This is a genomic window from Ruegeria sp. BHSA163 (assembly GCF_059613365.1).
Genome location: NZ_JBXWSJ010000015.1, coordinates 64,237 through 85,371 on the forward strand (window position 1 = coordinate 64,237; position 21,135 = coordinate 85,371).

Here is a 21,135-nt window from a genome sequence, read left to right on the forward strand (position 1 = left end):
GGTAAAGGGGCGTCAACGGTCCAATAACCTCAGGATGTCACTGTGCCGCCACATTGAAATTTCCCCTCAATAGAGGCATGGCGTTTACCATTGGGAATCGCATAGTCTGGCGTCCAAATCAAAGGCAGCAAAACGGGCAGAAGATGACACGAATAGTTTCGGCAATATTTTTGGTTTTGCTTTTTGGACTGCGGGCAGCAAATGCCCAGCAGGATTTGGGTGTTTGGGTGCAAGTGGAGGCACAGCCATCCTTGCGCGACGCGCAGGAAAGGGCTCAAGTCTACTCCCGCTCTTTGCCTGACGTGAACGGATTTCGCCTCAATAGTGGCTGGTATGCTATTGTGATTGGGCCGTATTTACGATCTGACGCCGAGCAAGTTTTAAGTGTCTACCGAGCGGAAGGTCAAATTCCCGCAGACAGCTACATCGCAGTTTCGAATTCGTTTGCTCAGCAGTTTTGGCCGATTGGCGCAAACGTACTGAACCGTGGAACTGTTGCAACGCCCGTTGAGCCAAGTGAACGAATACAGGAAAACGCAACGCTTCAGCCTTCACAGGAGACCAGATCGCAAGCCCTTAGAGGAGAGCGTCTTCTGACTGAACAAGAGCGCAAAGACCTGCAGATGGCGCTGCAAGCGTCCGGTTTTTACAACGCCACCATCGATGGTGCGTTTGGAGTTGGCACGCGGCGTTCTATGCAAGAATGGCAAAGGTTCAATGGTTACGAACCTACGGGCGTTCTGACCACCCTTCAACGAAAGGCTCTAATGGATGCATACAACGCGCCGTTGGATAGCGTCGGAATGGGCAAATACACGGACGCGCGCGCAGGAATCGAGCTGGACCTACCTCTGAACGTTATGGCGTTCGACCGATACCAGGCACCCTTTGTCCATTTCAAACCGGCCTCGGATCTTAATGCCAAGGCAATGTTAATAAGCCAGAAAGGTACCCCAGCCACCCTGAGGGCCTTGTATGACGTAATGCAGTCTCTTGAGATCGTGCCACTTGGTGGACCTCGCGAGTTGCGCGGCAACAGCTTTTCGATCGAAGGACGCGGAAAAGGAATAATCTCTTATACCCAGGCGACGTTGGAAAACGGCAATATCAAGGGTTTTACGCTGATTTGGCCCGAAGGCGATGACGCCAGACGCGTGCGGGTTTTAGCCGCAATTCGAAACAGCTTTAACGTCACCAACGCTGTTCTGGATGACGGTGCAGGTGCGGAAGCAGAACAAAGTATTGACCTGGTTTCAGGCCTGCGAATCCGCAAGCCCCGCCTTTCTAGATCAGGTTTTTTTGCTGACCCTAATGGTTCGATCTTGACCGTGTCTGAGGTCGCGGCCGGTTGCTCACGTATAACTCTGGAGGGTGATCAAAACGTTCAAGTCGCTTGGTCCGACACCGACTTGGGCGTCGCAGTTCTGCGACCAACACAAACACTGGCCCCTATCAGCGTCGCCGAACTCAACCCGTCCAAGCCTCGTATTCAATCGAACGTGGCGGTTTCCGGTTTCTCTTATGAGGGCGCATTGGGTGCACCAACGCTGACTTTTGGACAAATTGCCGACATACGAGGCCTGAACGGAGAAGAAGGCGTCAAGCGTCTGGACCTTTCAGCACTTCCGGGCGACGCCGGGGGACCCGTATTCGACGATAGTGGAAATGTTGTCGGAATGCTTATGCCGTCTCCATCCAGCGATCGAACACTGCCACAGAGTGTTAGTTTGGCGGCCAACGTTGAACGCCTCACGGAAGTTCTTGCAAAGGCCGGTGTCGCAGGACAGCCCGGTCAAAACACCGGGCAAATATCACCTGGAGAGCTTAGCCGCCGCGCAAACGGCATGACCGTTTTGATCCACTGCTGGGATTGAAGCCAAATCGTAAAGTGGCGCTGCCCAATGGCGGCGCCTGAACTAATCACCCGCTAAAGAATATCCGTTTTAACACGGATCAATGTTGGAACAGGAGCATCGAACGCATCGCGTACAGCCGCCTGCATATTCCGCAAGCTTTCAGGTTCAGCAGACCGAGCCCCAAACGCCTCTGCAAGCTTGCAGAAATCTGGATTACCCGCGACCACAGCATTGGGCGCAATCTGCCCCCGAACCATACTATCTTCGATTTCTTTCAATTTGCCGTTGTCCCAAACGATAATCGGTAACGACAGACCCAGCTCGACGGCGGTTCCCAGTTCCTGCAAAGTATATTGAAATCCGTAATCTCCCGCGATTACAGCGGTTGGTTTACCGCTTCTGGCGACTGCCCCGCCTATGCCCGCTGGCAAAGCATAACCCAAAGTGCCAAAACCAGTGGGATGATGCCAGTGGTATGGATAAGCCATGTCCCATACCTCTTTGGCAACATAAGCAAACTGGGTCATGTCGGAATAGATCATTGTGTCTGCCGGTATTGCAGCACGCAACGCATCCACCACCGGGACAATGCCCGGCCGTTCAGCATCAACTTCTCTACGCCAACGGGTACGCACTTCTGCAACCTCACGGGACGTCCAGCCAGTTGCGGGTTTGACCTGCTCTGCAACTGCCCACAAAGCCTGCGCGAAACTCTCGCCATCCGCCTGAAGCTTGACTGATGCCCGATGTCGATCGGCAAGCACCTCAGGATCCAGATCGATCCGGACAAGATGGGTAGAGTTTCCCAAGTGGGTTCTCCACAGGTCCACTTCCGCCAATTCCGCACCTACAGCAACAACAAGATCTGCTGAAGCGATAATTTCGGCGCTACCAGGCCGAGGCAGCATCGCCCCAAAATCCAACGCATAGCCCGAGCCGGCCATTCCGCGTCCGGCATAAGTGGTGAAGCATGCAGCACCCAATTGCGTGAGAATTTGCCGCCAAAGGTTCGAACGCGCTCCGCCGCCCAGAATGAACAAAGGCCGCCGCGAGATATTCAACAGCGACAGAACTGGTGCGATATCAGGCGGCAGAGCCTTTGTATGCAATCCCGGCTGGTTGGGAAACGGCGGTGGGTCGGCCTCGGCTTCAAGCCGGGCAATCGGGACCTGAATGTGTTTTGGCCGGGGACGAGAAAGTTCGAATTCCTCAAAAGCCCTCTCAATTAAGCCATAGGCAGCTTTTGCGTCATTCGCCTGACAGGACCAATCTGCGACCGTTTCTGCCGCACCGCGTTGATCCTTCATTTGGTGCAGTTGCCCGCGTTGCAATTGCGTTTCGTCAAGGCAGGACGAGATCACCAGCATCGGAACCGAGTCGCTGTATGCTTGACCAATTGGTGTCATGATATTGCATAAACCCGGACCAGTAATGACATAAGCCACGCCGGGGTTTCCAGTCGCGCGTGCATAGCCATCAGCCATAAAGCCTGCCCCCTGCTCATGGCGGGCCAGTACGTGCTTGATCCCGGCTTCTTCAATCCCTCGGTACATTTCCTGATTGTGGACACCGGGAATACCAAAGATGACGTCTACGCCACGGTCTTTCAGTGCGTGCGAGATTTGCGCGCCCAGGGGTCTTTTCATTATCTTCTCCAGAACTGGACGGTAAAGATTGCGTAGACGGCCAGCAACTCCAGACGTCCAACCAACATACCAATGGTCAGCAGCCACTTGGCCGTGTCGTTTAAACCAGCAAAGTTCCCAGCTGGACCTATCTGGTCGCCCAGCCCGGGACCAACATTTGCCAACGCAGTTGCAGCGCCCGACACCGAAGTAATGAAATCCAGCCCCGTCAACGCGAGGGCCCAAGACAGAACCCCCAGCGAAAGAACGAAAAACATGAAAAAGCTCATGACAGATGTCAGAACATCGCGGCTGATCGGACGCCCGTCATAAGTAGGCATGAAAACACCATGCGGTGTCCTGATCCGGTTGATTTGGGTTTTGATCGACGCGATCAACAACTGGTAGCGGAATATCTTGATCGAACAGGCGGTTGAACCGGCGCAGCCTCCGATTAGCCCGATGAGAAAAAACAACATAACAGGAAAACTACCCCACCCCATGTAGTCGACACTGGCATAGCCCGTCCCTGAAATGATCGACGTTATATTGAACAGGGACTCACGTAGCGCTTGTTCCCAATGATGCGGAAACACCGATGTCAGAAATACCGTCATGATAAGAACGAGTGCGAAAACGGTCACCAAGAACCCTCGAACCTGACTATCCTCAAACAGCGACGTCGTATGACCGTTTGCCAGTTGCACATAGCGCACAAATGGTAACGCTGCGAGGATCATAAAGATCGCCGCCGCGTATTCCGTTGCCCCTGAAAACACTGCAAAGGAGCTGTCATAATTCGAAAACCCGCCAGTGGCGATCGTCGTCATTGCGTGTACCGTTGCGTCGAAAAAATTCATCCCGAGTCCGGCATATACCAAGGCACACACCACCGTCAGTGACACGTATATCATGGATATCTGGCCTGCGATCTCTTGCGCACGCGGTAGGATTTTCCCCATTGTTTCAAAACCTTCCGACCGGAAGATCTGCATTCCACCCACACGCAGTTCGGGCAAGAAAACCATTGCTACAACGATGATACCGATACCGCCCAACCACTGAAGAAGACCACGCCATAACAACAAGCCTCTTGGCATGTTTTCCAGCCCCGAGATCACGGTTGAACCGGTTGTGGTCAAACCAGACATCGCCTCAAAATAGGCGTCAACGAAACGAAACTCTGTTTCACCAAACAGAAACGGTATGGCACCAAAAACTGGCAGCGCGACCCAAACGCCTGTGGTCAACAGAAACGTTTGTCGAATGGTCAACCCTTCGCCTACGCCATTTGAGCAACTTACTGCGAGAATGACACCCGTCAGCATAGTGATGACTGCGCTTTCAAAGAAAACGTGCCATTCCCCTCGACCCTCGATCAGGTCCGCAAGCATAGGCAACAGCATGGTCGCCCCTAGAATGGCGACCAGCAGGCCAATCACATATCCGACCGGGCGAAAGTCCATCATCACGCGCAGGGTTGGCGTGCCTACCCGACGGTGTCAAGCGGGTGATATCGGATTAGTCGTCCGATTTAGCCGTTTTTGCTGGCATTGCAGGTGGTTTGGAAGGAGCCCGCGTCCTCCGCATGGCGGTTTTATGCGCCTCTTCAGATTTGGATGACTCAACAGATTTTGGCGTCGATGGCTTGGAAACTGATGCCGGGGTCGCTTGCTTAGTGGTCGTGAACACAGGTTTTGAGGCCGCAGGCACTCGCTTAGCAGTGGCTGGTTTTGCCGATGCGGATTTGTCTCCTGAAACTGCTTTGACCGTCGGAGAGACAGCCTTTGTCTTTGGTTTGTTAGCCGCCTGCACAGGTTTGGGCGGGACAGTCTCAAGTTTGGCAACCGATGATCGTTTAGTCGCTGTCGCCGCTTTGGTCTTGTTCGCGGGTGGAGCAGCCTTTGGTGTTTCCTTAACTGCAGATTTTCTAATGCTCAACTCAGCTTTTGGTTTGGGACTAGCTGCTAACTTCGGTTTAGAAGCCATTGTTTGTTTGACTTGTTTTGATGGGTTTACCTTAGCTCTGACAGTTGCAGGCTTCGGTTTGGAAGTAGCTTTTTGTGGTGTCGGTTTTGGTTTTACCGACCCAGAAGTCGACGAAGCAGCATGCAACGCATGCACAGGCGCCATAGGCAGATCAAAAGCGGAACGCGCCATAATCTGCATGATCTTCAAGTGGCTTACCATTGCATATCCCGCGACCCGGAACGCGGCAGCCTGGAACTCAAGCGGTTGGGAAATAGGATTCATTGCGAGTCTCTCCTGTGAAAAATGTGAAGCGAGCAATTAGAGAAAAGACTTCTGCTGCCCGGATTGATCGGGCTGATACGCAGAGTCGCGGTCCAAGGCCATTCACGTACCGGTTTCCTCTAAGGCTGCACCTCAGAATTTCGTCGTGAGTCTTTTCACTCGGACTATTTGCAACGGCGCAGCAACTGCTTTCGTCGTTTCTTTTACGCCAATGTCGCAGCATATGCAGCAATTCTTGCTGCACTGCGGCAAAAAAACGCCAAATGCGGAAATTACAACCAGATCACAAAAGGTTCTGCGTAGATGTTAACCAACATGAAAGAGAGTCATGAACAAGCGAGGGTCCACACTGACCGATTCGAAGGTTGGACCTTCAGTCAGAATCGATATCGCGTCATGGCTATGAAGGCTTTCTTGGTGACTTGCGATAACACGAAAATCTCCGACGTGGTGGTCAGCCTGCAATTCGGCACAGAACAGCCTTACCGCATCCTCAACGAAAATTGGATTGGCAGCATTCAATTCTGCGAATGCCTGTTCGTCTTCTCGCTTGACCATTACTTGCGTTTCTGTCGGCACGGCGCGGCGGCACAAGGCAATCAAATCTTCGAACCATAAGCAATCTGCGTCGCAATCAACTACAACTGAAATTCGCGCGACAGATCGTTGAGAATGTGGAGTGGCCAATTGACCACGTGTCGACCGCGCATGTTCGCTCAGTTCCAGCGAACACGGGCACGTCGATGAGTATACATAGTCGAGGTGCATGATCTTTAGGCGTTGGCCGCCCGTTTCAATCAGTTCCAGGGCGATATCATAATACTGATAACCCATCAGGCCTGACCGTAGGCTTGCCACTTGGTCAGGATAGGAAAACCGCATCTGAATTCGAGCGTCCATACTGTCCAAATCGGTCATGTAATCATTGAGCGCTGCTTCCATTACTTCAAAGCTGAAGGTCCGCTCTGCGTGCTTATAAAAAGAACGCATGATACGGGACATGTTTATTCCCTTTTTTTCAGCTTCAAGGCTGACTGACCCTGTGACAGATGTCTCGAGCGTTAGATCATCCCCATGTTTTCGGTGAAATCGAATCGGTAGGCGGAAATTCGAAATTCCAACGTGCTGGATTTGCTGCTTTGCACCGCGGATCAGGCTTGATGGCCCGTTCTGCAAGTCAGGCAAAGAAGCCTTGTAAACTTCATCTATGTTGAACTCTTCCGGGTAATTTCTTGAGAGATCTGGGTAATTTACCGGAGAAAGCCCCGGGATCAGACGTGAAACAGCAGGGTCCAGCTGACTGATTTCGGTGTCCGACGCTTTAACTGCCCACTTGCGCAACACTTTTAGCGCAGCTTCCGCTTCGTCACGGTCAGGTGTCTCGTCAAGTTCACGGGGATGCACGTTCATAGGCAGGGTATCCTTGTCTCGCCGCTGGAATATAAGCGGTTTCAGTTCTTATGCCAGTCCACTTCGATACGCATAAGCCACCTAATCGGATCGGAAAAACTTGCGTTAGATCGACTATTATTTTCAACGGTACCCTACCATTTTTGCGACCCGCCGAACAGCCAGGGCCATTTAGCGGATCCAATCTTATTTTTGGGACACGTCGAGTGCACGCTCAATATCTGCAATTAAATCAGCCGAATCTTCCAAGCCAACCGAATACCTAATAAGCCCGGGTGTGATACCCAGTTCGTCTTTTTGAGCTTCGCTCAGACGTTGATGCGTTGTGGTTGCTGGATGGGTCGCTATCGATTTCGCATCACCCAGGTTGTTCGAAATGACTGGGATTGCAAGGGTATTTAAAAACGCAAACGCTGCCCCTTTGCCGCCTTTGATATCCATCGATAGAACTGTCCCACCCTTACCACCAAGCTGAGACTGAACCAAAGCGTTCTGAGCATGGCTTTTCAATCCCGGGTACATCATTTGCTCTAGGGCCGGATGGTTTTCGAATGTCTCGGCAATGGCCATCGCAGTCTCGGCCTGTGCATTCACTCGCAAAGAAATCGTTTCTAAGCCCTTTAGCATGACCCACGCATTGAATGGACTAAGCGCCCCACCTGTATGTTTGAGATATGGCTCAACGGTGCCCCGAATGAATTCTTCCGATCCAATGATCACGCCACCCAGAGCACGGCCCTGCCCATCGATGTGCTTGGTCGCAGAATACACAACTACGTCAGCGCCCTGTTCAATTGCGCGGGAAAACACCGGGGTCGAAAACACATTGTCCACAATAACCTGCGCACCGACCGCATGAGCCAGCTTTGAAACTGCTTCTATATCAATGATTTCCAGCGTGGGGTTCGACATTGATTCAAAGAAAACAGCCTTGGTGTTTTGGCGAATGGCTGATTTCCACTGATCCAAATCCGTACCGTCGACGAAAGTCACTTCTACACCGTACCGGGTCAGAATATTTTCCAGAATGTATAGACAAGAACCGAACAAGGCCCTAGCCGAAACAACGTGATCACCTGCTTTCAACATTGAAACAAGCGCCCCATTCACCGCCGCCATCCCCGAGGCCGTAGCAAATGCATCCTCGGCGCCCTCCAAAGCGGCGATGCGTTTTTCGAACATTGAAACCGTAGGGTTGCCATACCGCGCGTATATGAACTCATCAGGGCCGCACTCCAAAAAGCGGGCTTCGGCCTGTTCGGCCGTTTCATAGACAAATCCTTGGGTCAGAAAGATCGCTTCGCTGACCTCATTATATTGGCTGCGCCTAGTTCCGCCATGGACGGCTTGCGTGCGTTTGTTCCAGCTTTGGCTCATGTCATTCCTTTCAGCCTCTATTCGTGAGGCAAACAAAAAACCCCAGACGCGGCCAAGCGAAAGGGGTCTTTCATCCTGACCTTTTAGCGGCGTTGTTTAACGTGGCCCGCAATCCGGTAACAAATCGCCACGTAGTACCCTGTTGCCCATACGCCTCAGCACAGTTGTCGTCAAGCTTTCGCGCGGTTTCGTCACGGTTCTGTAACCGTGCCTTCATCTAAACGTCATGGTGTTGTGAAAAACGAGCACCACAACATCTTGTGTGAGGCACGACAATGCCAGTTATCAGGATCAATGCCGTAAATGGCCAAGCCCAGTTGCACTGCAGCCCGAAATCGACAACCCGCGTATTACGGCAGCTGCGCAATATTCCCGGGCCTGTCATCATCATGACCCACGGTTTCAAGTATCAACCTTACAATCGCAAAACCTGCCCGCACCGCCACATTCTTTCTCTGCAGCCACGGATGCAGGGCGATAGCTGTCCCAGTTGGCCACAACAGCTTGGGTTCGGTGCGGGGTTCGAAAATGAAGGATTGGCTCTTGCTTTTGGCTGGGATGCCAGCGGACCACTTTGGAAAACACGTAGCCGTGCATTAGCAGCAGGGCGTGTTCTTGCTAAAGTCATCAACGAATTGCACCATTGCCACCACGACAGACCGATTCATTTTATTGGTCATTCAATGGGCGTGGAACTCGCGCTCGAAGCTTTGCATCACATCCAACCCGGAGCAATTCGTCGAATAATCTCCATGACAGGCGCGGCATATCGGTCTCGCACCTTACGGGCCTTGCTCACTCCAGCCGGTCATCAAGCAGAGTTGATAAACATCACTAGTAGGGAAAACGACCTGTTCGATTTTCTATACGAACGAATTATTCAACCTCCTACCCTCGGCGACCGGAGTATTGGTTCGGGGATACAGGCGAAAAACGCCGTGACCCTGCAGATCGATTGCCCAGCCACCCTTGATCATTTGTCCAATCTTGCTTTGCCTGTCGCGGCTCCACAGCGCCGAATCTGCCATTGGTCCAGCTACACACGGCCCGGTTTGTTGCGCTTATACAATGCACTACTACGCAATCCTGAACGAATAAGTCTGGGAAACTTGCGTGCCGGTCTGCCGTCGTATCATCAAAGACGTTGGTCCCGGCTTTTTGCGCTGCCTCGACCGCAAAAGCTCCTGCCGTGTGCACAGAAAGCCTGATGATCTCAGTATTTGGGGAAATGGCGTGATCGACCTGTACTTCTGGGTCACGCCGAAAGATTGGAAAACATCCTTCGCACTGGAAGAAATGGAATTTCTTTATCAAATCCATCTGATCAATACCGGCAAAGGTGAACTAACCGACCCAAAACTCCAAATGTCATCCCAATCAATTGGATACCTAAAATTGTCTATCCCGACGGTCAGGATGGTACTACGATTTCGGCCTTTGAGAGCGGCGCGACTTAAATGTACCTGGCCTGCAAGTGCGGTCGGCCTTTTAGCGAAACACAGCGTAAGAAAGTTGTATTCGAGGAGTAATAACGCGGCAGTCGGGTAGTGACTGCCTAATGATCGCCCGAGTGTACCGTTTCTAGAAATAAGCCCCTCAACTCGATATGCCACGGCATTTGCCATACACCAAACTTCGCGACAGGGCAGAAGTCTCGGGGTTATACGGCCCGCTTTACCGTCGATTGGCTCAAAATGAGGTCGTCGCTGGTAGCATTTTCTTTATTGCTGATATGTCGTTCTGGAGTCGGTCAAGCCTGAGGGGAGGAAAGCAACTATTTCTACAATACATTTCGAAGTACGTGCCAATCAAAGGAGCAAACAGGCGCGAGAGATCTTGTTTTAGCGGTAGCGAAAACTAACGATTTCAAATTTCTTCAACCACCTTAATAGAACTGTCATTCCTTCGATGTTGGCAATTCTGGATTATCAACCTAGTGAGAGCATTTCTCTATGTTACCAAAGGGTCACGTTATCGGAACAGGCGGAACAATTTCGTCTGTTGGCGCGACAACAATCGACTACTTGAGTTACCCTTTGTCTGGGAAGCGCGTTAACAGCAAAGAATTGCTATCGTTAATCGTGGATGAGAAAACTGATTTCAACCTAACGTTCAGTGACTTTGACCCTGTTTCCAGTACAGAAAATGGTCCACCGTTTTGGGGTAGGTTGCTGGCAGAAATTTCCGGTGTTCAAAACCAGATCGACGGCATCGTAATAACCCACGGGACTGGGACTTTAGAAGAGACGGCGTTCGCTATTGATCTTTTCTCGAGCGCGGACGTTCCCATTGTTTTTACCGGGGCGCAGCGTCCGAACGGAACGCTTTCGTCCGATGTCGCATACAATTTCTGGAGCGCCCTGAAAGTCGCCTCCACCATAGACGCTCGTGGCCGCGGCGTTCTTGTCGTCATCGACGGCGGCATCCATACAGCTGCTGACGTCACTAAGATTAGTAATTTTGGATTGAATGCGTTTCAGTCTGAACCTGCGGGGGAGGTCGGTAGGGTCGAAGGGGCGTCGTTAGTCTTTCGTAGAACTTCTCCGCCAAGACATCCAGCACTGGAATGGAGAAGCGGCGCAGAATGGCCTCGCGTTGAAATCGTCATGTCATATGCTGGGGCTGACGGAGCGCAGATACGTGCAGCGCTTGCTAGTGGTGCGGCAGGAATCGTTGTTGCCGGGCTCGCTCCCGGATACGCAACACCAGAACAAAGAAGAGAACTGAACCAAGCCAGGGAAGCAGGTATCCCGATCGTTATGTCGTCGAGGGCCACCATTGGCCCTACTGCTGCACTATCGCAAAATGCGGTTGCTGGATTGATTGGTTCACGTTGTCTCAATCCCGCAAAATCACGTGTGCTTTTGGCTGCTTGCATTATGAATGAGTTCAACCTTTCTGAAATTGACATGTTGTTTTCAAGATATGCCTGAGTGCGCTAGGCGATAGAACGATGGACCACGACCCCTTGTTCGCGTTTAAATAGGCAAACAGACGCAAGTAATTTCGTTGAAATGGTGGCATCTCGACCGATGTCACCAATTTTCATAACAAACAGCGTGTTCAAACGCCAATTCGATTGAATTTTGGCCGAACAACTACCAGAGCAGCCCCTAACCATTCCACAAAGTGATAAAACTGATTAATCGCCGGGATATGGAAAGTCTCTGCCCAATGCTTCGCTGGCTTGTTCGTATATCGGCCGCAGCGCGTCGTCTACATCCCACTTCCCACCTTCGATAAAATCCGAAAACCCAACCGACTCAACTGGTATTCCCTGTTTCTCGGCAAAGGTCTGTCGGTCATTTTCTCCTGGTGGAATTGGTGGTTCGGAAAGTGGTGGCGACCAGGTGTGTTCCTCGGTTACAGCCATTCGCACGCGGATATCGTCCTTGGTAACATTCCAGACCATGAAATCTTCGGCTAAACTTAGCGGCCCGTCATAGGTCGTGCGAATACGCTCTTCTACGCCTCCTGCGGTGTCGAAGTCATTAAAGAAGTGATACGCGACAGCGATTCTGGGCTGGATTTCAGACATCACCTTTCCGAATGCTTCAGGTGCTGTATGAATCTGTGTTCCAACCTCAAGCGCAGACTCCGGTGTGAAACCTAACTTACCGACAATGTCAGGAACCGCGATGAAGCACTCATGAATTGCGATATCGGCGTCCTTGGCATATTCGATGAACCACTTGTTCGGATAAGTATCTGAACTGTATACAAACTTGAGATCATTCCATTCGAGCGAAAAACTAACTGCCCCGTCAATTCCATGAATTGCCGGGAAGCTTCGCACGACAACACCATTCTCTTCGTAAATTATTTCGTTTTCGCCTTTGTAATCAAACTCGGTCACATCCATCTGATAGCCACGTGGGTCGGTTGCTCCGACTCGTGCGCTAAGGTCCCACAGCAACATGTCTTTCATACTGTCGGTTGCCGCTGCCGTTCCAAGTTCAGGCACCGATCCGCTTGGGCCCCAAACACGCAGCGGTCTGTTCCGCCCCATCAGCGCGCCACCGATGAAAAGCTCGTGCAAAGCACCAAAATGGTCTGTGTGAAGATGCCCAACAAAGACTTTGTCTAGATAGTTGTACGGAATCTGCAGTGAGGATATTCGCTCGGACGAACCCGAACCTATGTCAAAGAAGAATTTGTCGCCATTGCCAAGCTCTACAAGAAAACACGCGGCGGCTTGCGCCGCTCGGGTTGTTGGCATGCCTGTGCCGCATGCGACAACACGCATCTCATTAGGGTCCAGATCTTCTGTATTGGGGTAATATGCGTCTCTCGGCCGGTCTCGTACTTGTATAGGCGAGATTTCCGGTTCGGTTTCATCTGCCAACGCCATTCCAGGAGATAACGCGTCAAAAGTGTTTTTAAGCACATGGCCGACCGAAATGTCGGCTCGCTCAATCCATGACCCCACTCCGACGCCAACTGCCAAAGTTACAGCAACAGTACCGATGGCCAAGTGTCTCATATCGTCATCTCCCCGGATAGATAGCGTTTTTTTAGGTACTGTCTTTTGGTTTTGCCTGTATTATTAACACTTTATCATATGTTTGGGTTTTGACGAAGCTCCTTCTTGTCGCGTATTTCCCCCGCCTCTCCCTGCACCAGCACATCCAACATTCCCGAGATATCCTCAATCTCTTCCGCGATCACATGGGTCACCGAATGTGCTCGCTGCATCCGGCCCGTAACCCGTAACAGGCGTCCCGAAATTACCGCCCGGCGGAAGCGTTCATAGATCTTTCGCCAGACCACTACGTTTACGATGCCGGTTTCATCTTCAAGTGTGACAAAGATCACGCCCTTGGCCGTCCCCGGCCTTTGCCGCAGGATCACCAGCCCTGCCACTGTAACAAGCGCGCCCTCTGGCGGCGCGTCCAATTGACGGGCGGGTAAACACGCAGGTGGGCGTGGCCAGTGTCGATCTGACACTATGGGGCGAGTGGGGACAACAAGCATGAGAACAAAAATAGAACAAACGCAAGGAAAGTCCAGTCGCGGCGTACTGAGTCGCAAATGAGGCTGGAAAGAGACAAATGCGTTGACTAAGGAAGACTCCGAACATCGCAAAAGGAATACGCACGCAATGGCAAAGATCACCTATGTCGAGCATGGCGGTACCGAGCATACTGTCGACGTAGCAAACGGCCTGACCGTTATGGAGGGGGCTCGCGACAACAACATACCCGGCATCGAGGCGGATTGTGGCGGCGCGTGCGCCTGCTCGACCTGCCACGTCTATGTCCACCCAGACTGGGTCGAAAAAATCCCGGCCAAGGACGACATGGAAGAAGACATGCTGGACTTTGCTTATGAACCAGATCCAGAACGCTCGCGCCTGACCTGCCAGATCAAGGTCACTGATGAATTGGACGGCCTAATCGTACAGATGCCCGAAAAACAGATCTGATGCTTTCAAAAGCGCCGCGTCCAACCGCGCGTAGGCGCAGCAAACTGACGCGTGGCGCAGGGCTATTGTCGTGCTTTTTGACGGCGGCAGCGGTGCATTCGTCATTGGCTGACACAATAACAGCAGCCCGGTTCACAGAACCGACAACGCGATACGCGCATGGTGTACTGGGCGATGGCATAGAATACGGCGCGCTCGAACTAACAGTTGACGCAACGGTTACAGGCGAAAACCGGCGTAAGATAACCGTACGCCTGCCCCAAGATCGTGTGTTCGAGGACCTCTCACCCCGTATGATCGATATCGACAGCGATGGCTCGCCCGAAGTGATCGTTGTTGAGTCTCATGCAGAAAAAGGCGCTCAATTAGCAATATACGGGGCGGAAGGGCAAAAGATTGCCGCAACGCCGCATATCGGCACACGCTATCGCTGGCTGGCGCCTGTCGGTGCGGGCGATCTGGACGGCGACGGGTTTACCGAGATTGCATATGTAGACCGTCCACATCTCGCCAAAACTCTTCGCATCTGGCGGTTCAAACAAGGCGACCTAACTGAAATTATTGAATTGCCCGATTTAACCAACCACCGCATCGGCGAAGACTATATTTCTGGCGGTCTGCGCCACTGCGAAAACACCCCGGAACTGATACTTGCAAACGGTAGTTGGACCCGGGTCATCAGCGTAACTTACAAGGGAAAGTGGATAAAATCTGATCTAGGTCCCTATTTTAGCCCAAACAGCCTGATCAATGCTATGGAGTGCTGATCTTAGCTAGCACCTAAAAGCCTTAACAGCATCCTTCGTCAAAGCGCGCGCCAACCGATATCGCTGCGAAAGAAACCTTCTGGCCAATCAATATCTTCGATCATTGCATACGCTTGGTCCTTGGCCTCCTGCAAGGTATCAGCCCGGGCCGTAACATTCAGCACACGCCCCCCCGAGGCAAGAACCTGGCCATCCACAGCTTTTGTCCCGGCATGAAAAACCATGTTCCGGCTATCTTCAGGAATGCCGTCCAACCCTTTAATAACAGTTCCTTTTTCATACGCACCAGGATAACCCTTGGCCGCCATCACTACTGTTATGGCGTGATCATCCGCCCAGTTGACTTGTGTCTCGCTTAATCTGCCTTCTGCCGCAGCCTGTAATAGATCAAGAACTTGTGCGCCGAGGCGCATCATCAGCACCTGACATTCGGGATCGCCAAAACGAACATTGTATTCGACCAGGCGAGGCTGGCCATCCTTGATCATAAGGCCCGCGTATAGAACACCTTGAAACGGCATGCCGCGTTTCGTCATCTCTGCTATAGTCGGACGAATTATTTCGTCCATCGCCCGCGCTTCGATTTCTGCGCTCAATACTGGGGCTGGGGAATAAGCTCCCATTCCGCCTGTGTTTAGCCCCGTGTCGCCTTCGCCTACCCGCTTGTGATCCTGTGCTGTACCGATAGATAGAGTCTCGGTGCCGTCGCAAAGGACAAACAGCGACGCTTCCTCGCCCTCCATGAACTCCTCTATCACGACTTCTGCGCCTGCTCCGCCGAACACACCACTGAACATATCGTCAATCGCATTAAGAGCGGTTTTTTCGTCCATCGCGACGATCACGCCCTTTCCAGCAGCAAGGCCATCGGCCTTGACCACAATCGGCGCTCCTTGTTTTCGGATGTAGTCCTTGGCTGGTGCGGCTTCGGTGAAACGCGCGTATGCCGCCGTAGGTGCGTTAGACGCATCGCAGATTTCCTTGGTGAAACTTTTTGACGCTTCCAGCTGAGCAGCATCTGCCGAAGGGCCGAATACCAAGACGCCAGCCTCGCGCAGGCGATCCGCAACACCAGTTGCCAAGGGCGCTTCTGGACCGATTATTACGAAATCAATCGCGTTTTCCTCGGCAAAGCTGACGACTGCGCCCCCATTTTCAATATCCAACGTAGCGCAATCAGCAATCTGTGCAATCCCGGCATTGCCCGGAGCCACAATCAGACGGTCGCATTTTGGGTTTTGCATGACCGCCCAGGCAAGCGAATGTTCGCGCCCTCCGCTGCCGAGAATTAGGATGTTCATAAATGCACTCCGATCTGCTTGGCCTCGCCTTTGCGGCGTTCTAAGCTGAGGGCGCAATTGACACAAGGCGCTGATATGTCCGACTTGCTTGACGACCCGACACCGGGTCAGAACACTCCTGAATACACAGTCTCGGACATATCCGGTGAGGTAAAGCGCACACTGGAAGGCGCATTCGGCCGAATCCGTGTCCGCGGAGAAGTCGGTCGTGTGTTTAAGGCGCGCTCGGGCCATTTGTATTATGACATCAAGGATGATCGGAACGTTCTGGCCTGTACCACGTGGAAAGGCCAAATCAGCGGCCTGTCCGTCGTGCCCGAAGAAGGATTAGAGGTCGTCGTTACTGGGCGTCTTACCGCATTTGGCGCTCAGTCCAAGTACAACCTCAATGTCGAAGAAGTAGCTGTCGCAGGCCAAGGTGCATTAATGGCGCTTTTGGAGAAGCGGAAGAAACAGCTCGAAACCGAAGGATTGTTCGCACCGGAACGTAAGAAACCCCTGCCCTATCTACCGCAGATCATCGGTGTCGTAACCTCGCCTTCGGGCGCGGTGATCCGCGACATTTTGCACCGGTTGCGAGACCGCTTTCCCCGCAAAGTATTGATCTGGCCGGTCGCCGTCCAAGGTGCCAACTGCGCTCCAGAGGTCGCGCGGGCCATCGAAGGTTTTAACCAGCTTACACCCGGTGGTGCGTTACCGAGACCAGATTTGATCATCGTTGCACGCGGCGGCGGCTCGATCGAGGACTTATGGGGGTTCAATGAAGAGGCCGTTGCCCGCGCAGCTGCAGCTTCGGATATTCCGTTGATCTCTGCCGTGGGTCACGAAACTGACACGACCCTGATAGATTTCGTATCAGACCGCCGTGCTCCGACGCCAACGGCAGCCGCTGAACTGGCCGTGCCTGTGCGGATGGAATTGCTGGCATGGACAGGGGAACAAGGTGCCCGACTTTCCCGTTCTGCCGCTGATGCCGTGCAACGTCGCAGCCAGCGGTTGCGGGATTTGTCGCGCGCCTTGCCTCGCGCCGAAGCCCTGTTGGACAGCCCCCGTCAACGGCTTGATCAGGTCACCGAACGGCTACCGAACGCTTTGCTACGTGGCGTGCAGAACCGACGCGTCAAACTGTTGGATATTTCTGCTCATTTGCGCCCTTCGACGCTGCGCAATTTGGTCGACACCAGAAAAGACAGATGGCGAAATCTTTCGTCACGCCTTTCTCGGCGACCATTAGAACGGGAGTTGGGAGCGCAAAACGACGCGCTGCTTCGTCTTTCAGAACGATTGAACGCGGCGCAAATTGTGCGGTTGGAGCGCATGCGGCAGCAACTTGTTGCAACAGATCGCTTACGTGAAACCCTTAGCTATCGGGCGACCTTAGACAGAGGTTACGCGGTCGTAAGGGCTGAAAATAAGTTGATTACAACCAAGGCACAGGCAGCTGGGCACCAGGTGCTTGAAATTGAGTTTTCGGATGGAAAGCTGACAACCGGATCGACAACGTCGAAACCAGCTACTAAAAAACAAAAACCTGCTCCGCCTGATCAAGGCTCACTATTCTAGGTTAAACAGTTGGCTCGGAACGATAAAATTTGAGGTTGCAGGTCAAAATCTTCCGGAGTTATTCGCTCGTTAAGCTCATCAAGGCTTCTGAAGGTGCAAAACGCATTAATCATCTTTGCTATTAGACTCCTACGTCTGGTCCATAGCAGATCATTTCTTCGCCTAAATCATCTGCCTCGTACAGCTCTGTTGACGATGGGTCCCCTTCGAACTGCGCAACCAATCCTTTCTCGGTTTGGGTAAAAACCCAGCATTGCGGATCCAGCCGGTCTTCGTACACAAAGCAAATCTGACCATCTCGTTCGTACCAAACGCCATTTTGGCAATCACCATCCAAAAAGGACCAGATTACACGGCGATTGGGCAGATAACGTTCAACGCCGTAAACCGTTCCGCCAAAACCATAAAAAAGAGTTTTTCCTCGTGTATAGGCATCAAACTCGGACCCGGACAGAGCAGTTTGCGCCATTGCGCCCTGGGTGGACAGCGCGACAAGAATCACAAGGTTTCTTAACATGTCGCCATAGTGTCAGATGCTATCCCTCAACGCCAATTGCTTTGCTGGCGGCGGTCACGTCTATCTCTTTGGACTAAAACCTTGCAACCAACGAGTTTCTGTTACTTTGACTCTACCCGGCGCAGAAACAAACGACTTAACTGATCTGGCAGCTTTATTGTTGTGCACAGACAGAATTTTTGGTCGTCTATTCGGGACCCTTTGCAACCGCTGCAAATCCGCATTAGGTGAAGGGAACACCTGCGGAGACTGTAAATGGCATTTTTCTCAAAGCTAAAGGACCGGTTGTTCAAATCATCTTCCCGGCTTGAACAAGGGCTTGAAGCAATTGTCGAAGACGGTGGCGAGGAAACAGTCTCGCCCGATCCCGTCATTCCTGACCCCGAACCAGAGCCGCAACCGGTTCCGGAAGTCCCCGAAACGACGCCAGCACCGCAACCTGTTGAACCAGTAGCCCCTGAACCAGCTGATCCCATGCCCGTGCCGCCTCCGCCCGAAGTGGCCGTCGAAAAACCTAAAGGTGTGTTGAACCGGCTGTTTGGGCGAAACGAAAATCACACGGTAATTCGCCGAACATTGGATGACGATATGCTGGAACAGCTTGAAGAGCTGTTAATTGCCTCAGACATGGGTGTAGACACCGCGCTGCGCGTTACCTCCAATATGGCCGAGGGGCGTTTTGGCCGGAAACTTTCTACTCGCGAAATCAAGCAGCTACTAGCACAGGAAGTGGCAAGGGTTATGGAACCAGTCGCTAAACCTATGCCGATCTATCCCAAGCGCCCGCAAGTGGTTTTGGTTGTCGGTGTCAACGGATCAGGCAAAACCACTACGATTGGAAAACTCGCCAGCCAGTTCAAAGATGCTGGAAAAAAAGTGGTAATCGCTGCCGGTGATACGTTTCGCGCAGCAGCAGTTGAACAGTTGCAAGTTTGGGGCGACCGCGCTGGCGTACCGGTTTTGACCGCGCCCGAAGGAAGTGACCCAGCCTCCCTGGCTTTCGACGCGTTGACCAAGGCACAGGAAGACGGAGCGGATTTGCTGATGATCGATACTGCTGGCCGTCTACAAAATCGTGCCGACCTGATGGAAGAACTGGCCAAGATTGTCCGCGTTATTCGCAAGAAGGACGAAACCGCCCCTCACAACACTCTGTTGGTTCTGGACGCGACCACCGGGCAAAACGCGCTCAGCCAGGTAGAAACATTTCGCAACCTAGCCGACGTGTCGGGGCTTGTAATGACAAAACTTGACGGGACAGCAAAAGGTGGTGTTCTGGTTGCCCTTGCGGATAAATTCGGCTTGCCAATTCACGCGATTGGTGTTGGCGAGCAGATTGACGACCTCGCCCCATTCGATCCAGATGAGTTCGCTGCCGCGCTTACCGGTCTTGACCAAGACTGATAAATTCTTGACCTGAATTGCACTACTTGAGACCCGATTTGTCGGGCCCCATTATCCATCATCTTTCGAAAGAAGCGAGACTTGAGCGACTGGCTGATCTCATTGGAAGGCACCGATGCCGGTCATAGGCTGGCACTATTGCTTGCTGTTATGGCGGCTTTTCTGCACGCCGTCTTCGGCGCTCTTCAGAAAGGTCGCCACGATCCCTGGCTTTCACGCGGTGCTATCGACGCCAGCTATTGCCTGATGGCCGCGCCATTTGCACTGTTCGTGGTGCCTTGGCCCGAACCATACATGTGGCCCATCTTTGGCGTGGTTTGGTTGATCCACATTGCCTATAAGACTCTGCAGGCCTTGGCCTACACAAAAGGCTCCTATACGGTGGTCTACCCTGTTGTACGCGGCACTGGACCCTTATTTACTGTAATCGGCGCATATCTGTTGTTTGGGGAAACTTTTTCCGGCACGCAGTGGTTGGGTGTATTGGTACTGCTGTCAGGAATCTTTGGGCTAGCCGCGTACAACCTTCGATATCTGGAAACCGACCGGGAAACTCTGGGGATCGCCTTGACGCTAGCGATTGCAACGGGATTATTCGTGGCGCTTTACACCACTTACGATGCATACGGTATCCGCGCCACAGCCGACCCTTTCACGTTTCTAGCCTGGTTTTTCATGATCGATGGTGCCGTGATGCCGATCTATGCGTTTTTGAGGTGGCGGGCCATGATCAACCGCCCAACGCTTGGTCCACTAATGCTTCGCGGAGTTTCAGGCGGCATTATCGCACCACTTTCTTTTGGATCGATCATGCTGGCGACACGATTGGACAAAGTTGGCGAAGCCGCAGTTTTGCGGGAAACGTCGACGGTGTTTGCTGCACTGATTGGCTGGTTAGTTTTGAAGGAAACCGTGGGTCCCAGACGAATAGCACTGATGGCATTGATTGCACTCGGCGCAATAATAGTTGAAATGGGCGGGTAATCAGCAGGACGCAGATCATGACAGGCAAAAAAGAAATTAACCCTTTTCTCAAACAAGCGTTAGAGCTTGGTCCCCCACTCGCCTTTTTCTTTATCTACCTGCGTCTGCGTGATGACAGCTTTCTAATCGGAAATGTCGAATACTCTGGCTTTATCGTCGCAACGGTTATTTTTGTGCCGTTGATGCTAGGCGCGATGGGTATTCTGTGGCTGCTGACGGGTAAGCTTAGCAGAATGCAGATTTTCACTGCGTTTATGGTGATTTTCTTCGGCGGGCTTACCGCGTGGTTCAATGACGAGCGGTTTTTCAAAATGAAAACCACGCTGGTCTATGGGTTCTTTTCAGCCATACTTGGCATTGGGCTGCTTCAAGGTAAGTCGTACCTGGCATATGTGCTGGATGGGATGTTGCCGATGAGAAATGAGGGTTGGATGATTCTGACGCGTCGTCTATGCGCATGCTTTGCAATTCTGGCGGCAGCCAACGAGTTAGTCTGGCGCACGTTATCGACCGATCTGTGGGTAAAGATCGAAACCTTCGGCTTTCCTATCGCTCTGATGGTGTTTCTGATGCTGCAATTCAGCATGTTGCAGAGCTATATGGACGACCCCGACAAGCAATGAGCGGTTTTTGTCGCCGGTGCAGAATGCAAG

Annotated in this window: 18 protein-coding genes and 1 riboswitch; of the genes, 10 read left to right on the top strand and 8 right to left on the bottom strand. The window is 52.4% G+C overall.

Features of this window, described 5'->3' with window-relative positions; all coding sequences use genetic code 11:
* Window positions 1-143: 143 nt before the first annotated feature.
* Entirely contained in the window at window positions 144-1,874 is a 1,731-nt protein-coding gene (locus AC2FNV_RS09260) for a serine protease (protein ID WP_170603793.1), read from the top strand.
* Window positions 1,875-1,927: 53 nt separating this feature from the next.
* Here the strand turns inward: AC2FNV_RS09260 and AC2FNV_RS09265 are convergent, their stop codons facing one another.
* Entirely contained in the window at window positions 1,928-3,502 is a 1,575-nt protein-coding gene (locus tag AC2FNV_RS09265; RefSeq protein WP_170610292.1) for a thiamine pyrophosphate-binding protein, read from the bottom strand.
* Complete coding sequence (locus tag AC2FNV_RS09270; protein ID WP_496773088.1) at window positions 3,502-4,950, bottom strand: TrkH family potassium uptake protein; 1,449 nt, start codon at window positions 4,948-4,950, stop codon at window positions 3,502-3,504. The genes AC2FNV_RS09265 and AC2FNV_RS09270 overlap by 1 nt, the downstream gene beginning before the upstream one ends.
* A 119-nt stretch (window positions 4,951-5,069) precedes the next feature.
* On the opposite strand from AC2FNV_RS09270, the gene AC2FNV_RS09275 reads away from it, so the two are divergent.
* Window positions 5,070-5,774 (top strand): hypothetical protein, encoded by a 705-nt coding sequence (locus AC2FNV_RS09275; RefSeq protein WP_170603795.1) that lies wholly within the window; start codon window positions 5,070-5,072, stop codon window positions 5,772-5,774.
* 266 nt (window positions 5,775-6,040) lie between these two features.
* Here AC2FNV_RS09275 and folE2 read toward each other — a convergent pair whose 3' ends face one another.
* Together folE2 and metZ are read right to left on the bottom strand one after the other, a co-directional pair.
* Window positions 6,041-7,144: a GTP cyclohydrolase FolE2 gene (gene folE2, locus AC2FNV_RS09280; RefSeq protein WP_170603796.1), complete on the bottom strand. Its 1,104-nt coding sequence runs from the start codon at window positions 7,142-7,144 to the stop codon at window positions 6,041-6,043.
* Between the two features lie 186 nt (window positions 7,145-7,330).
* Window positions 7,331-8,521, bottom strand: coding sequence for an O-succinylhomoserine sulfhydrylase (metZ, locus tag AC2FNV_RS09285; RefSeq protein ID WP_170603797.1), 1,191 nt, complete (start codon window positions 8,519-8,521; stop codon window positions 7,331-7,333).
* Window positions 8,522-8,584: 63 nt separating this feature from the next.
* Window positions 8,585-8,662: riboswitch (SAM riboswitch) on the bottom strand.
* Between the two features lie 134 nt (window positions 8,663-8,796).
* Between metZ and AC2FNV_RS09290 the strand changes: the two genes are divergently transcribed.
* Window positions 8,797-9,729 (top strand): alpha/beta hydrolase, encoded by a 933-nt coding sequence (locus AC2FNV_RS09290; protein ID WP_170603798.1) that lies wholly within the window; start codon window positions 8,797-8,799, stop codon window positions 9,727-9,729.
* A gap of 744 nt (window positions 9,730-10,473) precedes the next feature.
* Window positions 10,474-11,454: an asparaginase gene (locus AC2FNV_RS09295; RefSeq protein ID WP_170603799.1), complete on the top strand. Its 981-nt coding sequence runs from the start codon at window positions 10,474-10,476 to the stop codon at window positions 11,452-11,454.
* Between the two features lie 209 nt (window positions 11,455-11,663).
* Here AC2FNV_RS09295 and gntH read toward each other — a convergent pair whose 3' ends face one another.
* On the bottom strand, window positions 11,664-13,004 hold the full coding sequence (gene gntH / locus AC2FNV_RS09300) for a guanitoxin biosynthesis MBL fold metallo-hydrolase GntH (RefSeq protein ID WP_170475762.1): 1,341 nt from the start codon (window positions 13,002-13,004) through the stop codon (window positions 11,664-11,666).
* A gap of 74 nt (window positions 13,005-13,078) precedes the next feature.
* Window positions 13,079-13,495, bottom strand: a complete 417-nt coding sequence (locus AC2FNV_RS09305) for an OB-fold nucleic acid binding domain-containing protein (protein ID WP_170475764.1) — start codon at window positions 13,493-13,495, stop codon at window positions 13,079-13,081.
* 127 nt (window positions 13,496-13,622) lie between these two features.
* Between AC2FNV_RS09305 and AC2FNV_RS09310 the strand changes: the two genes are divergently transcribed.
* Window positions 13,623-13,946, top strand: a complete 324-nt coding sequence (locus AC2FNV_RS09310) for a 2Fe-2S iron-sulfur cluster-binding protein (RefSeq protein ID WP_170475766.1) — start codon at window positions 13,623-13,625, stop codon at window positions 13,944-13,946.
* Window positions 13,946-14,713, top strand: coding sequence for an FG-GAP repeat domain-containing protein (locus AC2FNV_RS09315; RefSeq protein WP_170603800.1), 768 nt, complete (start codon window positions 13,946-13,948; stop codon window positions 14,711-14,713). The genes AC2FNV_RS09310 and AC2FNV_RS09315 overlap by 1 nt, the downstream gene beginning before the upstream one ends.
* A 38-nt stretch (window positions 14,714-14,751) precedes the next feature.
* On the opposite strand, the gene purD is transcribed toward AC2FNV_RS09315, so the two are convergent.
* Window positions 14,752-16,014: a phosphoribosylamine--glycine ligase gene (purD, locus tag AC2FNV_RS09320; protein WP_170603801.1), complete on the bottom strand. Its 1,263-nt coding sequence runs from the start codon at window positions 16,012-16,014 to the stop codon at window positions 14,752-14,754.
* Window positions 16,015-16,089: 75 nt separating this feature from the next.
* On the opposite strand from purD, the gene xseA reads away from it, so the two are divergent.
* On the top strand, window positions 16,090-17,577 hold the full coding sequence (xseA, locus tag AC2FNV_RS09325; protein ID WP_170603802.1) for an exodeoxyribonuclease VII large subunit: 1,488 nt from the start codon (window positions 16,090-16,092) through the stop codon (window positions 17,575-17,577).
* Between the two features lie 121 nt (window positions 17,578-17,698).
* Here the strand turns inward: xseA and AC2FNV_RS09330 are convergent, their stop codons facing one another.
* Window positions 17,699-18,046 carry a hypothetical protein gene (locus AC2FNV_RS09330; protein WP_254447953.1) on the bottom strand — a complete coding sequence of 116 codons (348 nt, stop codon included), beginning with the start codon at window positions 18,044-18,046 and terminating at the stop codon, window positions 17,699-17,701.
* Between the two features lie 303 nt (window positions 18,047-18,349).
* On the opposite strand from AC2FNV_RS09330, the gene ftsY reads away from it, so the two are divergent.
* The 3 genes from ftsY to AC2FNV_RS09345 all read left to right on the top strand — a co-directional run bounded on the left by ftsY (window position 18,350) and on the right by AC2FNV_RS09345 (window position 21,105).
* Window positions 18,350-19,498 carry a signal recognition particle-docking protein FtsY gene (gene ftsY / locus AC2FNV_RS09335; RefSeq protein WP_170603804.1) on the top strand — a complete coding sequence of 383 codons (1,149 nt, stop codon included), beginning with the start codon at window positions 18,350-18,352 and terminating at the stop codon, window positions 19,496-19,498.
* An 81-nt stretch (window positions 19,499-19,579) separates the two neighbouring features.
* Window positions 19,580-20,482, top strand: a complete 903-nt coding sequence (locus AC2FNV_RS09340; RefSeq protein WP_170475778.1) for an EamA family transporter — start codon at window positions 19,580-19,582, stop codon at window positions 20,480-20,482.
* 17 nt (window positions 20,483-20,499) lie between these two features.
* Window positions 20,500-21,105 (top strand): inner membrane-spanning protein YciB, encoded by a 606-nt coding sequence (locus AC2FNV_RS09345; RefSeq protein ID WP_170475780.1) that lies wholly within the window; start codon window positions 20,500-20,502, stop codon window positions 21,103-21,105.
* Window positions 21,106-21,135: the final 30 nt, after the last annotated feature.